Source organism: Bacillus sp. JZ109 (assembly GCF_053903135.1).
In genome coordinates this window covers 1,941,853-1,957,044 of the sequence record NZ_CP096388.1, presented here as the reverse complement: position 1 = coordinate 1,957,044, position 15,192 = coordinate 1,941,853, and the positions used below count along the sequence as shown (strand labels likewise).

15 protein-coding genes, 1 other RNA gene and 1 riboswitch are annotated in these 15,192 nt (G+C 44.1%); of the genes, 3 read left to right on the top strand and 13 right to left on the bottom strand.

Annotated features, from left to right (window positions below):
- Window positions 1–3: 3 nt before the first annotated feature.
- The 8 genes from bpsA to kdgR all read right to left on the bottom strand — a co-directional run bounded on the left by bpsA (window position 4) and on the right by kdgR (window position 8,681).
- A complete protein-coding gene (gene bpsA, locus M1D94_RS10380; RefSeq protein ID WP_015714140.1) occupies window positions 4–1,101 on the bottom strand; it encodes a type III polyketide synthase BpsA in 1,098 nt (365 codons plus the stop codon).
- A gap of 72 nt (window positions 1,102–1,173) precedes the next feature.
- Window positions 1,174–2,490, bottom strand: a complete 1,317-nt coding sequence (gene pbuX / locus M1D94_RS10375) for a xanthine permease PbuX (RefSeq protein WP_041849951.1) — start codon at window positions 2,488–2,490, stop codon at window positions 1,174–1,176.
- A complete protein-coding gene (gene xpt, locus M1D94_RS10370; protein WP_041849952.1) occupies window positions 2,487–3,071 on the bottom strand; it encodes a xanthine phosphoribosyltransferase in 585 nt (194 codons plus the stop codon). Before xpt ends, pbuX begins: the two co-directional genes overlap by 4 nt.
- Window positions 3,072–3,161: 90 nt before the next feature.
- Window positions 3,162–3,261: riboswitch (purine riboswitch) on the bottom strand.
- 141 nt (window positions 3,262–3,402) lie between these two features.
- Window positions 3,403–4,908, bottom strand: a complete 1,506-nt coding sequence (ypwA, locus tag M1D94_RS10365) for a carboxypeptidase (protein WP_041849953.1) — start codon at window positions 4,906–4,908, stop codon at window positions 3,403–3,405.
- A gap of 112 nt (window positions 4,909–5,020) precedes the next feature.
- A complete protein-coding gene (kdgT, locus tag M1D94_RS10360; RefSeq protein WP_015714144.1) occupies window positions 5,021–6,013 on the bottom strand; it encodes a 2-keto-3-deoxygluconate transporter in 993 nt (330 codons plus the stop codon).
- Between the two features lie 44 nt (window positions 6,014–6,057).
- Window positions 6,058–6,648 (bottom strand): bifunctional 4-hydroxy-2-oxoglutarate aldolase/2-dehydro-3-deoxy-phosphogluconate aldolase, encoded by a 591-nt coding sequence (eda, locus tag M1D94_RS10355; protein ID WP_424935082.1) that lies wholly within the window; start codon window positions 6,646–6,648, stop codon window positions 6,058–6,060.
- A 1-nt stretch (window position 6,649) separates the two neighbouring features.
- Entirely contained in the window at window positions 6,650–7,624 is a 975-nt protein-coding gene (gene kdgK / locus M1D94_RS10350) for a 2-dehydro-3-deoxygluconokinase (RefSeq protein ID WP_015251846.1), read from the bottom strand.
- A 37-nt stretch (window positions 7,625–7,661) separates the two neighbouring features.
- Window positions 7,662–8,681, bottom strand: a complete 1,020-nt coding sequence (gene kdgR / locus M1D94_RS10345; RefSeq protein WP_015383935.1) for a pectin utilization transcriptional regulator KdgR — start codon at window positions 8,679–8,681, stop codon at window positions 7,662–7,664.
- Between the two features lie 221 nt (window positions 8,682–8,902).
- On the opposite strand from kdgR, the gene kduI reads away from it, so the two are divergent.
- Together kduI and kduD are read left to right on the top strand one after the other, a co-directional pair.
- A complete protein-coding gene (kduI, locus tag M1D94_RS10340; protein WP_015251844.1) occupies window positions 8,903–9,730 on the top strand; it encodes a 5-dehydro-4-deoxy-D-glucuronate isomerase in 828 nt (275 codons plus the stop codon).
- Window position 9,731: 1 nt separating this feature from the next.
- On the top strand, window positions 9,732–10,496 hold the full coding sequence (gene kduD, locus M1D94_RS10335) for a 2-dehydro-3-deoxy-D-gluconate 5-dehydrogenase KduD (RefSeq protein WP_015251843.1): 765 nt from the start codon (window positions 9,732–9,734) through the stop codon (window positions 10,494–10,496).
- Between the two features lie 41 nt (window positions 10,497–10,537).
- Here the strand turns inward: kduD and M1D94_RS10330 are convergent, their stop codons facing one another.
- Both M1D94_RS10330 and M1D94_RS10325 read right to left on the bottom strand, forming a co-directional pair.
- Window positions 10,538–12,463: an ATP-dependent DNA helicase gene (locus M1D94_RS10330; RefSeq protein ID WP_282627243.1), complete on the bottom strand. Its 1,926-nt coding sequence runs from the start codon at window positions 12,461–12,463 to the stop codon at window positions 10,538–10,540.
- A 102-nt stretch (window positions 12,464–12,565) separates the two neighbouring features.
- Window positions 12,566–12,757, bottom strand: coding sequence for a hypothetical protein (locus tag M1D94_RS10325; protein WP_003246090.1), 192 nt, complete (start codon window positions 12,755–12,757; stop codon window positions 12,566–12,568).
- A 163-nt stretch (window positions 12,758–12,920) separates the two neighbouring features.
- Between M1D94_RS10325 and M1D94_RS10320 the strand changes: the two genes are divergently transcribed.
- The gene (locus M1D94_RS10320; protein ID WP_010327933.1) at window positions 12,921–13,073 is read left to right on the top strand and encodes a YpzG family protein; all 153 of its coding nucleotides are present in this window, start codon (window positions 12,921–12,923) and stop codon (window positions 13,071–13,073) included.
- A gap of 52 nt (window positions 13,074–13,125) precedes the next feature.
- Here the strand turns inward: M1D94_RS10320 and M1D94_RS10315 are convergent, their stop codons facing one another.
- The 3 genes from M1D94_RS10315 to gpsB form a co-directional block, all read right to left on the bottom strand.
- Complete coding sequence (locus M1D94_RS10315) at window positions 13,126–14,283, bottom strand: THUMP domain-containing class I SAM-dependent RNA methyltransferase (protein ID WP_021481520.1); 1,158 nt, start codon at window positions 14,281–14,283, stop codon at window positions 13,126–13,128.
- 100 nt (window positions 14,284–14,383) lie between these two features.
- An RNA gene (rnpB, locus tag M1D94_RS10310) (RNase P RNA component class B) lies at window positions 14,384–14,764 on the bottom strand.
- Between the two features lie 65 nt (window positions 14,765–14,829).
- Window positions 14,830–15,126, bottom strand: coding sequence for a cell division regulator GpsB (gene gpsB, locus M1D94_RS10305; RefSeq protein ID WP_003225629.1), 297 nt, complete (start codon window positions 15,124–15,126; stop codon window positions 14,830–14,832).
- Between the last annotated feature and the right edge of the window lie 66 nt (window positions 15,127–15,192).

The window sequence follows — 15,192 nt, the reverse complement described above, 5'->3', positions numbered from 1 at the left end:
GAGTCAGGCCCCCTTTTCCCAGCTGAATAACAGCAATTCTGATGAGAAACCCGGCCCTAATGCGCCAATCAGTCCTCGTTCAGCTTCCTTTTTATGTCCGTTCTGCAGATGGTCTTTGATCACATACAAGATTGTGGCTGAAGACATATTTCCGTGCTTTTGCAAAATGCTTTGCGCAGATGAAAGCTTTTCTGACGACAGCCCGAGACTTTTGATGTATGCATCGATCACTTTTTTTCCGCCTGGATGCGCCAAAAAAACACTGATATCATGGAATGACAGCTTATGTTTGTCCAAAAAAATCTGTACATTTGTTTTGAGCCATTTTTCCACCAAGGTCGGAATGTCTCGTGAGAAAATGACTTTGAATCCTTGATCGGTAAAGTCCCAGCCCATGACATCTTCTGATTGTTTCATCAAAACAGATTGGGCGTCCATTATCTTCGGCGCAAGCTTCAGCTTTGACATCCTGCGGTCCGCCTTCTCTCCGCATAATAAAGCTGCGGCAATGCCGTCACCAAAAAGCGAGGTGCCGATCAGATTGCTTTTCGTTTTATCTTCCGGCTGGAATGTCAGGCTGCACAGCTCTGCAGCAATGACAAGCACAAAAGCCTCAGGATACGCTTTGCAGTATTCGGCTGCACGCGCAAGTCCGCTGGCTCCTCCTGCACAGCCAAGCCCCCAAATCGGGATCCGCTTCGTATATGGAGAAAACGGAAGTTCATTCATAAGCCGCGCCTCGATACTCGGTGTGGAAAGACCTGTACTGGAGACGAAAAAAACAGCTTCCACTTTCTCATAAGGAATGGCTTCTTGAAAAAATTCCGGATGAGAGAGGCACTCACGAACAGCTGCTCTGCTGTGTTTAAGTGTTTCTTCTATGTATATTTGATTTTTTTCTTCAAAGCTGTGCCCCTCTTTATACCATTCAATCGGCTTAACAAACTGTCTCGAATGGATTTGCCCGTTTTTAAAGGAGGATAACAGCCGGTCAATATCCTTAAAAGAATGCTGAAACATATAGCGGGCGAACTCGGCCGCTTTCTCTTGGTTTACATTATACGCAGGAAGACTTGTTCCAATGGATAAAATAAACGCCATGCGATCACCTCTTTGCATACATTGTGCCGCAACAATCTTTTTTATATGCAAAAAAACTCCGCCGCGGCGGAGTTAGACTGCTGTTTTTTGTTCAGCGAGGTCAGCTTCTTGTTCTGTTTTTTTAGCTTTAGAAAAAACGTTATATACAATATTTAAGACGACTGCAGTAAAGCTGCCCGCCACAATGCCATTCGTTGTAAGCAGCGTTAAGGCACTCGGAAGCTGTTTGAAAATATCCGGCACAACGGTCACACCGAGCCCCAATCCCACTGAGCAAGCAACAATCAGCAGATTTTCCTGTTTCGCAAAATCAATGCGGCTGAGCATTTTAATTCCGTAAGCAATCACCATTCCAAACATCGCCACCATTGCACCGCCCAAAACAGCGGATGGAATAATGGTCGTGAAAGCAGCGATCTTTGGAAACAGCCCAAATGCCATTAGGATCACACCTGTGACCACAATGACGGCATTTTTTTTGATCCCTGTGAGCTGAACAAGCCCGACGTTTTGAGAGAATGCCGTGTAAGGAAAAGCGTTAAAAATACCTCCCAGAAGCACAGCCAGTCCTTCAGCTCGATAGCCTTTAGACAAATCTTTCTCTGTCAAATGGCGGTTTGTCAGGTCACCTAAAGCAAAGTAAACACCAGTTGACTCCACAAGGCTGACAATTGCAACGATGGACATCGTAATGATAGGCGCTGCATGAAAAGACGGCGCGCCGAAGTAAAATGGCTGAATCATTTGAACAACTGCCGCGTCCGAAACATTATCAAATTGAACTTTCCCCATAAAATAAGCGATGAAGGTGCCAATCATAATACCGATCAAAATCGAGACGGACTTGATAAAGCCTTTTGTAAAACGGTACAGAAGCACAATGATACTCAACACGGTAAAAGCAAGAACAAGGTTGGAGAGATCTCCGAAATCTGCACTTCCTTCTCCGCCGGCCATGTTATTCATGGCAACCGGCATCAGTGTAATACCGATAATCGTAACAACAGAGCCTGTCACGACCGGCGGAAAAAACGATACGAGCTTTCCAAAGAAAAATGAAATAAGAATGACAAGAATGCCTGAAGCGATAATGCTGCCGTAAACTGTTGAAACCCCATATTCAGATCCAATCGCAATCATTGGCGATACAGCTGTAAAGGTACATCCAAGCACTACCGGAAGCCCGATCCCAAAAAATCGGTTGCTCCACACTTGCAGAAGTGTAGCCACACCGCACATAAAAATATCAATTGATACTAAGTAAGTCAGCTGCTCGACGGTCAGTCCCATTGCTTTTCCGACAATCAGAGGAACGACAATGGCGCCGGCATACATGGCGAGAACATGCTGAATCCCTAAAGACAGCGTTTTGCCGAATCCATTTCTCATGAATGAACCTCCTGTACGAAGGACACTTTTCCTTCTTCTAAAGACTGAATTCTTGCCAAAGATTCCACTCGGTAGCCCAGTTTTACAAGTTCATCTCTTCCCGGCTGAAATGACTTTTCAATAACAATGCCGATTCCCGCAATAGAAGCTCCCGCTTGCTTCACAATCGACACAAGCCCGTGCGCTGCCTGTCCATTTGCCAAAAAATCATCGATAATCAGCACATGATCCTGTTCCGACAGGTGGGTCCCAGACACTGCGATTTGGCTTTCTGTTCGCTTCGTAAAGGAATAAACAGACGCTGTCAGCAAGTTGTCGGTGAGTGTTAACGATTTATGCTTTCTCGCGAAGACAACTGGCACACCCAGCTTCAAGCCCGTCATTACAGCGGGGGCGATACCTGATGATTCGATTGTCACAATTTTGGTAATACCGTCTTTTGCAAACCTGGACGCAAATTCGTCACCAACTCTCTGCATAAGCAGCGGATCAATTTGGTGATTCAAAAAAGAATCCACTTTCAATACCTGATCAGATAATACGACGCCTTCTTCCTCTATTTTCCGTTTCAGTGCTTCCATCCTGTCTTACCTCCGTTATGAGAATAAAAAAAGCATTGCCCGCTCAAATAAAGAGCAAGCAATGCTGATATCACAAAAAACCGTACACGTGCGGTTCCATTGCTCACCCATAGTCGGACATTTACGGTGCCCGGTAGAAACTTGCGTGCCATATCCACGCGATTATATGAGTGTTCCTATTATATTGTAATAAATTATATCAAGATTCTAATCTCTTGCATAGGCTGAAAATAAAAATTCCCGAACTTTATTTTTGTTTTTTTAGATATCATTCGTATTTCAAAGGAATTCGATATAAAAGAGCCTGACGACTGCGCCGCCAGGCTTTTGATTAAGACAGATAGAGATTTGAATATTTGTTTGATAAATAATCAATTAAATAGCGAACATTCAGCTCTTCTCCTGTTGCATCTTTAATAATGTCTAACGGCTTTTTCCGTTTTCCGTGAATGTGCACCTTTTCCGTCAGCCATTGCTTTATCGGATGGAACTCTCCTCTTTCCAAGAGAGCGTCAAATTCAGGGAGATCCTCAAGCATTTTTTGTTTCAGCTGAGCCGCATACATGTAGCCGAGCGCATAGGATGGGAAGTAGCCGAAATCACCACCTGCCCAATGGACGTCCTGTAAAATCCCCTCTGCGTCGGTCTGCGGTGTAATCCCTAAATAATCCTGGTATTTTTGATTCCAGAGCGACGGCAGATCTTCCACAGACACTTCATTGCTGAAAATCGCTTTTTCAATTTCATAACGGATGATGATATGAAGAGGATACGTTAATTCATCCGCTTCGACCCTGATAAATGAAGGTTTTGATTCATTGATTGCCCGGACAAAATCATCCAGGGAGATGTCCTTGAACTGTTCAGGTGATGCTTCTTGAATCTTCTGATAGTACGGTGTCCAAAAATGCTTGTTGCGGCCGATAAAATTCTCGTAAAATAATGATTGCGATTCATGAATTCCCATTGATGCGCCGTCTGACAAGTTCGTGCCACTGAGTGCTTCATCAATATTTTGCTCGTATATCGCGTGCCCGCACTCATGAATGGTGCCAAAGATCGCCGTCCGGAAATCTTTTTCATCATATCTCGTCGTGACCCGAACGTCTCCCCGGTTCAGCGTAGTTGCAAACGGATGAACGGTTTCATCAAGTCTTCCGCCATCAAAATCGTAGCCAAGCTCCTGTAAAAAATACAGACTGAGCTCTTTTTGCTTTTCTTTCGGGAACGCTTTTGTAATAAAGCTTGTATCTGGTTTATTTTCGGAAGCTGTCACCTGTTTAACAAGAGGGATAATCGCTTCCTTCAGCTCAGCAAACAGCTGATCAAGCACCTTTACCGTGACGCCGGGCTCAAACAAATCAAGCAATGCATCATAAGGATGCTCTTGATATCCCCAATACGTAATAAAACGTTTATTGAATTCAATCAGCTGTTCTAAATAAGGAGAAAACAAGCTGAAATCAGATTTTCCTTTCGCTTCCTCCCACGCTGTTTCTGCCTTTGAACACAGAATCACGTATTCTTTGTATTCAGCCTCAGGGATTTTCTTATTCTCTTCATACTCTTTTTTCGCCAGTTCCACTGCTTTTTTCGTATCTTCCGACAAGTCATCAAATCGTTCATACAGGACATCGATAAGCTCCTTCATTCGATCTGATGTTTGGATATTGAATATATCTGTTGAAAGCTGGCCGATACTTTCGGCACGATCCTCTGAGCCGTTTTTCGGCGCGCCTGTTCTGGAGTCCCAGTGCATTAACGCAACTGCTTCGCTGTAATGTGAGATTCTTTTTAAAAGATCAAAAAATTCTTTTTCATATGTATGTATCTCCATATCCATTCCCTCCCTATTCTAGCCGTTCCATTACAGGCTAATGCAAGGGGGTATGAAAGTCAAATTGTTTGTATAAAAGGCTGCCGGTATGTTTTTATGGCAGCCTTTTTATTCAGTTGATCGTCATTTGATTTTTTGGCGGAGGTGTTCTCCGCTTTTTCTGCTTGATTTTTTTATCTACCCACACTGTTGCCAGCGGGGTTAAGAGCGAGGTGACAATAACGCTTGTCGCGATAATTGCAGTTGCCGACTCAGCAACTGGCGCAAATGAGGCATTCGCTTCCGCTAATGCATATGGCACGGCTACAGCCGCCCCCGCCGTAGAAGAAGCGGCCACTCCCGCGACACCATCTCCCCGCGCAATAAAACGATCAAGCAAAAACAAAGAACTGCCCGATAAAATGACGACAGAAACTCCGATAAAAATGCCGAGCAGCCCTGATTGGATCAGCATTCCAAAATTCAAGGTATTGCCGAGCGAAAAGGCGAAAAATGGAATGATCGCCGGCACAACCTTGCTGAATAAGTCTCTGAGATCATGATCCAGATTTCCAAGTATACATCCAAGTAAAAACGGGATGACTGTCGCTGCCAGCGTTTCCCATGGGAATGCGGCAAGTCCCGTCACACCAAACGTCACCATGGTCATAAAAGGACCAGATTCTGTACTGATAAAGGCGAAAGCGCCCGCATCCTCTTTTCTTCCCATATGGTTCATGAGCGCTAAATACAGTCCGCCGTTCGTTTCATTCATTACCGCGACAATTGCTAAAACAGAAAGGCCTGCAAAAAAGCCGGATTGTATGCCTTCGTCAGGTATAAATTGCGCTGCGATCACGCCGAGCAGCGCCGCAAATCCGATCTTCCCCAATAATAACGTGATTCCTTTTCTTGCGATATAGCCTGAAGAACGAAAATCAATCGTTGCTCCTACGCAAAAGATAAAAACACCCAGTATCGGCAGCGTTCCGGTAATCAAAGCACCCGTAAACCCTCCAAAGAACTCCGCTGTTCCAGGCGCAAACGTGTTGAGCGCCGCTCCAAGAAATAGCGGAATAATCATCATTCCGCCAGGTACCCGTTCAATTGTCGCCTTGATTTTCATATTGTGGATTCTCCCATCCTCCGGTTATGAAAAAACAATTCCACTTACACTTGGAAAACAGCCTGCAAATCCTCTTTTGAACAGCTGCCCAGCTGGCTGCCGACTCCGACGGCGCCAGCTCCGGCTCTAAGCCAATCAGGCACTTCAGACGGATGTATCCCGCCTGTCGGAATAAAGGTCACCTGCGGGAAAGGACCCGCTAAATTTTTCATAAACGGAATGCCAAACACACCGCTTGGGAACAGCTTTAATGTCGTGAACCCGAATGTCAACGCTTCCATAATTTCGCTCGGAGTCAAGACGCCGGGGATATAATGTGTCTTTACAAAAGATAGATGTTCAGCAAGATCAGCTGAAAAACCCGGACTGACAATAAACTGCGCGCCAGCCTCAGCAGCTTCCCCAGCTTGCTGCGCGGTGATGATCGTGCCCGCGCCAATTAAAATATCTTCCCTATTACGGAAGGATTCGATAATATCTGATGCCTCGGGGGTCGTATACGTCACTTCAACTGCACGAATCCCTTTATCTAATAAACTCTCAATCTGCTGACAGGCCTCCTGCTTATCCTTTGAACGAATGACTGCAATCAGCTTTGCTTCTTTCAGACGGTTTTCAACGACTTTGGACTCCATATTAATAATCCCCTTTCTTTTGGTGAACCGTTCTTTGAGCAGATAAAAAAGAAGCTAATTTCTCCCTGGTCGGCAAACCGTCCATATCCCCCGGTGCCTGCACTTGCAAAGCGCCAATCGCATTTCCCCTTTGCACCGCATCCTTGTACGACAAACCGTCTAGGATACCGCTGATTACACCGACTGCAAATCCGTCTCCGGCGCCGACCGTATCAACCACCCGGTCGACCCGGCAGCCTTCTAGAAATCCTTCACTTGTCCCCGTTTTAAAGTAAGCGCCTTCTTTTCCAAGTTTAATAGCAACAAAGCTGGCACCTTTTTTCAAATAATAGTCGGCAATGCCTTCAGGTGTTTTTTCTCCGGTCAATAGCTCTCCCTCTGCGATACCCGGGAAAAACCAGTCTGCAAGCCCAGCCAGATCATTGATTGTGTGTACCATTGTTGCTTGATCAGGCCAAAGCGAAGGTCTTACATTAGGGTCGAATGAAATGGTCTTCCCTGCGTTTCTCATGTCGTTCATGACATGATACGTGAAGTCTTTCATCTCGGCTGATAAAGCAGGCGGAATGCCTGTCACATGCAAATGGCCTGCGCATTGAAAATAATCTCTTGGATATTCAGCTGAAGTTAATGTGCTTGCAGCTGAGTTTTTCCTATAGTAGGTAACTTGCGGGTCGCCTTCTTTCACTTTTGACTTCAGCAGCAGCCCGGTGGGATTTTCGTCCTGCGAGCGGATCACGCGGGACACATCCACTCCCTCTTTTTTAAGCTCTTGTAAAATAAACGTTCCGAGCTGATCATTGCCGACCTTGCTCATCCATCCCATTCGGAATCCGAGTCTGGCAAGGCCGCAGGCGACATTGCTTTCTGCTCCGGCAAGCCCTTTAGAAAAAGTGGATACTTCATGAAGGCCTCCATACTCATTTGCATAAAACATGGCCATTGATTCCCCGAATGTCACCGCATCAAGCTTCATCTCTTCCCAACCTCCTCTTAGTTGAGGGCACCTAGGATTAAAGTGACTTTCTCATAATGACTTTTGCCTCTAATTCAATGGTTTGAGGCGCTCCTTTGTCACCTTCAATCCTTTTTAATACACGTTCCATCGCCGTCCTGCCCATATCATGTGACGGCTGGGCGATCGTTGTAATACCTGGACCGATCAGTTTATACCATTCCGTATCATCGAATCCTGCAATCCCTATATCTTGAGGGATGCGCAGGCCAAGCTCTTCCATACAGCTGATGATTTTCAGCATAATCAAGCCATTCAAAGCCAGAATCGCTTTTTTTTGCTCCGGCATTTCCTTGTGAAAAGAACGAAGCGCCGCCTTAAGCTGCTCCTTGTCCTTTACGTCAATTTCATGCAATCTGACAAGCCCGTTCACATTTTGAACCGAAGCCATTTCCTGATACACAGCTGCTCTTTCTGCACGAGGGCTGATAGAGGAAATCGGTTCGGTAAACAGCGCGACATCAGTATACCCTTTGCTGTACACCTTCTGAAGAATCTCTTTTGTGATCCATCTGTTGTCAGTCGTTACGGTATCCAGTTTCAGATCCGGCAGTTTCCGGTCAATTAAGATTGTTGGAATTTGCTGTTCAGCAAAAGCGCGGAGTACATCCTTGTTTTCCCCTGTTGCGTTTAAAATCAAGCCCTCAACCGAATGGGCTTCTAGCTTTAAGAGCATTTCCCGCTCTTTTTCAGGACTGTTATCTGTATTGCACACCATAATGCTGTATCCATATTGATCACAAACCTCTTCGACTCCCCTGAAAGCAGCGACTGAAAAAGGATTTGTAATGTCAGCCACAACAAATCCGATTAACTTGCTTTTTTTTATTTTCAAACCTTGTGCCATTTTACTCGGCCGATAATTCAATTCTGCGATTGCCTTTTTAATGTTTTTCACTTTTTCAGGAGAAATCGCGTCAATTTTTCCGTTAATATAGCGGGAAACTGTCGATTTCGAAACTCCTGCACATTCAGCTACATCTTTGATGGTTGTATGGCCTGTTGTTTTCTTTTTCATTCAAGTGCTCCTGTATCTCTTATATTTGAAACCGATTTCAAAACCGTTACAACAAAAGGATACCATAATTTTAGAATTTGGAAAGAGTTTTTTTAATAATGTGTCAATTCATTATTTTTCCGTTGACTCTTTTCACTATTTATCCTAAAATTTTCTTTGAAACCGTTACCAAAATATTTTCATTCAAGTGATGCTGAAATCCTAACCAAGGGGGAAATATAATGGAAAATCGTTATTCTGTACATCCTGAACAAGTAAAACGCTTTACAACAGAGGAGCTTCGCAGTCATTTCTTAATGGATCCTTTATTTACAGAAAACAAACTTACGATGTATTACTCACATGAAGACCGGGTTGTCATCGGCGGAGCGGCTCCAGGGCAAAGTGAACTGAAGCTTGATGCAGGTGATTTTCTAAAAACAGACTTCTTTTTGGAACGGCGTGAAATCGGGATTATTAATGTCGGCCAGCCTGGTGCCGTTAGAGTCGGCGATGATGAATATGTGCTTCAAACAAAGGATTTTCTCTATATCGGAATGGGTAATCAGGATGTATCATTTTCAAGCCTGAACGGTGAAAAAGCGAAGTTTTACTTCGTCTCCGCTTGCGCCCACAAAAGCTATCCGACACAAAAAGCCGCCCTAGCTGAACTGACACCGGACCGCCTTGGTGATGATGCAGCGTCTAATGTCAGAAGTCTGTACAAAGTCATTCATCAGGATGGCATTAAAAGCTGTCAGCTGATGATGGGAATAACGATGTTAGATCAAAACAACAACTGGAATACCATGCCAGCACACGTTCATGACCGTCGGATGGAGGCTTATCTTTATCTGGATCTTGAAAAGGACTCAAAGGTATTTCATTTCATGGGCCAGCCGGACGAAACACGCCATCTTGTTGTTGGAAATGAGCAGGCTGTCCTTTCTCCCGCCTGGTCTATTCATTCTGGCGCAGGAACATCAAACTATAGCTTTGTGTGGGCGATGGCTGGAGAAAATTACACATTTACGGACATGGATCTCGTTCCGATGGATGGGCTGAAATAAGATGGGTTATCTACATGACGCCTTTTCATTAGAAGGAAAAACAGCGCTGGTGACAGGCCCGGGAACAGGGATCGGTCAAGGTATTGCCAAAGCCCTAGCCGGGGCTGGCGCTGATATTATCGGCACATCACATACAAGCAGCCTGTCTGAAACACAGCAGCTTGTGGAACAGGAAGGCCGGATATTTACATCTTTTACATTGGACATGAGCAAGCCGGAAGCGATAAAGGATTCTGCAGCTGACCTGTTTGAAAACAGGCAGATCGACATCCTTGTCAATAATGCCGGCATTATTCATCGGGAAAAAGCGGAAGATTTTTCAGAAGAGAACTGGCAGCACGTACTGAATGTCAATCTAAACAGCCTGTTTATTCTGACACAGCTTGCTGGCAGGCACATGCTGAAAAGAGGTCATGGAAAGATTATTAATATTGCCTCTCTCCTGTCTTTTCAAGGCGGCATCCTTGTTCCGGCTTACACCGCGAGCAAACACGCTGTTGCCGGTTTGACAAAATCATTTGCAAATGAGTGGGCAGCGTCCGGTATTCAGGTCAACGCAATCGCCCCAGGCTATATTTCTACTGCGAATACAAAGCCTATTCGGGATGACGAAAAGCGAAATGAGGACATTTTAAAGAGAATTCCTGCCGGCCGCTGGGGCCAAGCGGATGATATCGGGGGGACTGCAGTCTTTTTGGCATCACGTGCTTCAGATTATGTAAATGGACATATTTTAGCAGTTGATGGCGGCTGGCTATCCCGCTGACAAATAAAAAAAGCTGACGAACGATCGTCAGCTTTTTTCCATTACATCATGTGCGGTTCAACAGGCAAGACCTTTTTGACCTCATCAATGATGCGTTCATTTTCTCCGCCAGCGTAAATGTGAATCGAGCCGCTGTCTTGATTCGAGCGAATCAGGCGCCCGATGCCCTGCCGTACACGTAACAACATATATGGCAGATCAACTTCTTCGAACGGATCTTTTTTCGCTCCGTTGCGCTTCGCTGTAAATACAGGATCGTGTGGCGGGAACGGTAATGACCAAATGGTAACATTCTTCAATGCGTCACCGGGAATGTCGAGTCCTTCCCATAAGTGAACTGAACAAAGTACTGTTTCTTCTTCCTCTTGGAATTTCTCTACTAAGCTGCTGATTTCCTCATCACCTTCGAAAAAAATTGGATACGGCAGCTCCCATGCCGCCGACAGCTCTTTAAACTCGTTTAATTCTTCAAAAGAAGGGAAAAGCACCAGCGTTTTTCCTTTGTATCGTTTGATTGTTTCAATCGTTTCAGCCGTTTTTTGTTCAGCGGCCATATCTGTTTTTGCGTATAAATTAATACTCATTTGCTCGTCATAATCATAAGGGGAATTAACAGTTAATGACAAATAATCATGAATCCCAAGACTGTCGGCAATATAATCAAACGAACCGCCTTCTGACAGCGTAGCAGAAGAGAAGATATAAGGAATTTTCTTAGAAAACACTTTTTCGCCAAGTACTTCTGCTACCGTTCTCGGCATCACGACAAAAGTTGATTCTGCTTCCTTTTTCTCCAGCCAGCTGATTGCATCCTTTTGATATAGAGATAATGAATACGCCATTTGTTCAACATATTCTTCCACTACTGACAGCTCGTATTGATCAATCGTATACATTTCAGACTCAAATACAAGTGCCTCACCGATTTTATCAAGTAAACGACAAAGCTCGTCCGCCGCCTTTTTGACACGCTGGTCATTTTTTATTTCTAAACGGTGTGAACCGGCTACTTCCTTTGATTCTTCAGAAAGAACATAGAAAAATTCGTCGTTTGCGAGAAGCGCATCTTCAATCAATTCTGCAAACTCTTCTCTGATGTCATTTTGCAGCAATCGTTCTAAAAACAATTCAAGAGTAGACTGCTTCACTCTATAGGTTAGCGCTTTTTGCGCAGCAAACTCTAACAAGTGCCCCTCATCAAATACAACTGCACTATGATCAGGCAAGAGCGGCAGCTGGCCCTCTCGTTTGCGTGATTCTTCCGTCCACACATGCTCCATATAAAAATCATGGGAACATATGATTAAGTCCGTTGCCTTACGATAGTAATCTCTGGAAAGTGTCAGACCGCATCTGTGTCTCATATCACAAGTCAGACAGTCCTGAAACGAGTCGTAGCTTACGTCAGACCACTCTTCATTCGATAGATTTGCGTACTGCTTACGGTCGCCATACGGATAAAAGCGCTGCATCGCCTGTGACTCGTGGACAAATGACGGTAACGACTCATAAAGATCCAGCCATTTATCATCATCAGAACGCTGCATTGTTTTTTCAAGCTTCTTCAAGCATAAATATTGTTCATGTGATTTTGACAGTCTTGTATCAATTTTCAGATCAAGATGCTCAGCCAGCTTAGAAATATCGCCCTCTTTTTTCACCAGCTGTTCAATTAATGTTTCATCTGCACAAGCGATGATGGCGGGTTTGCCGACATACCTTGCATAGCTGATTGCAAAAAGAAGATAAACCAGCGTTTTCCCCGTTCCCACTCCAGCTTCGGCGAACATGACTTTTTTCTCTTTAAACGCCCGCTCCAGCTGAAAAGCCATAAATACTTGCTCGTCCCGAAGATCAAACCCTTTTTCGGGAAGGATATCGTAAAACACGTCACCAATCCAATTGTTCAATTCTTCATAAAAATTCTTTGTTTTCGTTAAAGAAAAAGGCAAACGTGATGTTGTCACCTAGTTCCAACCCCCAACTATTCGACATTCAGACCACCAATAATATCATTTTCCGCTGATGAATACAATAAAAAAACTTGGCAATGCCAAGTTTTTTGCAGTTTACTTACGATTGATCACATGCGACGATAAAAAAGGATGGTCTGTTGAATAAATATGTTCTACCGCTTTTTCTAAATCAGTTTGCGCATGCGAAATCACAGACGGAGACGAATCAGTCCCGAGCTCCTTCAGCTCGTTTGCTGTTGCGTCAAGCGCCCTTTGAATAAGATTAAAATGTTCGCTGTTCAGCATGAGATCACCTCTGATGGAAATAATCATCATTGTATGCGAACTTTTCATTTTATATACATGCTTTACCGCATGTTATCACCGAAACATGCACAAACTACACTTGATATTCCGTCTCCGGATTATCCGTCTTATCAACAATATTCTATCAGGGAGTGATGTTGACATGAGTTATAGAAACCGATTAGATCAGCATTCTGAACTGTTTCATCACAATTGGACGCGGCCTAAACGTTCTAAGTCTCAAGTAAACGGTCACACTGAAATGTCCCAAACCAACATTATTTTGAGAAGCAACGCGAAAGCTCACCGTTGGTAACGATAGAATAGGGCTGAAAGATGAAAGAAGACGCATGCAGAGCGTCTTCTTTTTATGCGTTTTCTGTTTTCTTTCGCTGCGGCCTTACTTTTGACCAATATTGATAATAATCCGTTTTAATAAACCCGTTAAAGAGCTTTCGTTTCTTCGTTGCTTTTCTGCCATATGCTTCCTCAAAGTTTTCATTTGATGTCAGCATATACACAGACCAAGTATCAAGCGGCTCGAACGCCTTCCCCATTTCTTTGTACATCTGCTCAACGGCTTTTTTCTCGCCGAGACGCTCTCCATATGGCGGGTTGCCGACAATTACGCCAAATTCCAGATTTGTGGTAAAGTCTTTGACCTGCATCTGTTTGAACTGGATTAGATCTCCCAATCCTGCTTCCTCTGCATTTTCTTTTGCGATTTGAACCATGCGGTGGTCTATGTCGCTAGCGAAAATTGTAAGCGGCTGATCATAATTTGCCTTTTCTTCGACTTCAAGCCGCGCTTTGTTCCACAGATCTTTACCGATCCATTCCCAATCCTCTGATACAAAATCGCGGTTGAATCCCGGGGCGATGTTTTGGCCAATTAACGCCGCTTCTATCGCGATTGTTCCGGAGCCGCAGAAAGGATCAACAAACGGGCGGTCCGGCGTCCAATTGGTTAATTGCACCAAAGCTGCAGCAAGTGTTTCTTTAATCGGCGCACCGCCCTGATCGACACGGTATCCTCGTTTGTGAAGGCCTGTCCCTGATGAGTCCAGCGTAATCAGAGCCTGATCTTTCAATAAAGAAATTTCCACTTTATATTCGGCACCTGTTTCTTCAATCCAATCATTGGCTTTGCCGGACTGCAGCTTGAGCTTTTCGACAATTGCTTTTTTGACGATCCGCTGACAGTCGGGAACGCTTGCAAGTGTTGATTTTACCGATTTTCCGATGACAGGGAATTTCCCGTTTTCAGGTATAAATGAGCGCCAGTTAATCGCTTTCGTTTTTTCAAACAGTTCATCAAATGTTTTCGCTTTAAAAGAAGCAACCTGAACCTTTATGCGGTCGGCTGTTCTAAGCCAAAGGTTCGCACGGCAGATGGCAAGTGCATCACCTTCAAAAATAACTTTCCCGTTATCAACCTTGCATTCGTATCCTAAATCTCGTACTTCCTTTGCGACAACAGCTTCAATGCCCATCGGCGCCGTTGCAATTAGTGTATACTTCTTCATCGTATCACCCTGTCTTTTAAAACTTTTCTCTTTTCAAGATAAAAGCTCTCCTTATACGGGAGAGCTTGTTTTCATCATTTTAAATGTAAGTGGTCTAACGTTCTGTAAGCCATGTTTTGTTCCGTCGTACTGCAAACGGCTCATCACCTCGTACTCAGGCGGCAATCATCTATCTACAGAAAGCATTCTGTCCTTCTCTCCGTTGAATTCCGTTAAGAAGGTTCCCCTACCAAAATTTGGGTTTCTCGCTCGAGGGGTTTACCGCGTTCCACTCTCACCATTTCTAGTGAGACTTCGTCACTGTGGCACTTTCAAGGATACTCAGCCATATCCGAAGACGTAGGCTTTTTTCCTGCCGTCAGCCTCTAAAGACTGCCCTAGCTTATGACTTCGCTAGGCACGAACACTACGGGCATCTCAGCACCGTGCGAGCATGGACTTTCCTCTACAGATTCAAGATCTGCAGCGATTACCCGAACGTTAAGAACATGAATTATTATATAACAACTGATTACAATTTACAAGCGCCATTTTTTTCAAGCGTGATCAATCATAAAGCTTGCTACCAAAAACGTGTTTTTCTAAGTTAGACAGCCGTTTTAAAATATCAAAGTTTGTTGTGTTAGATTGCACAGGCTGTTTTTTGCTTGCTTCTTCAAGCTGTTTTTTCAGCTGCAGATTTTCCTGCTGCAGTTCTTCAATTTCTTGATGGAAGGTTTCATAATCCTTAATAATCATATCTAAAAATTTGTCAACGTCTTCTTGCTTGTAGCCTCTAACGCCTGTTTTAAATTCTTTTTCCAAAATTTCTTTCGCAGAAAGCTTTACTTTATCAGCAAGCATCTTTTTCACCTCGTATCGTGAATCATCACATATATTTTTTCAGAAATCTGTACGGTTGTCAAATTT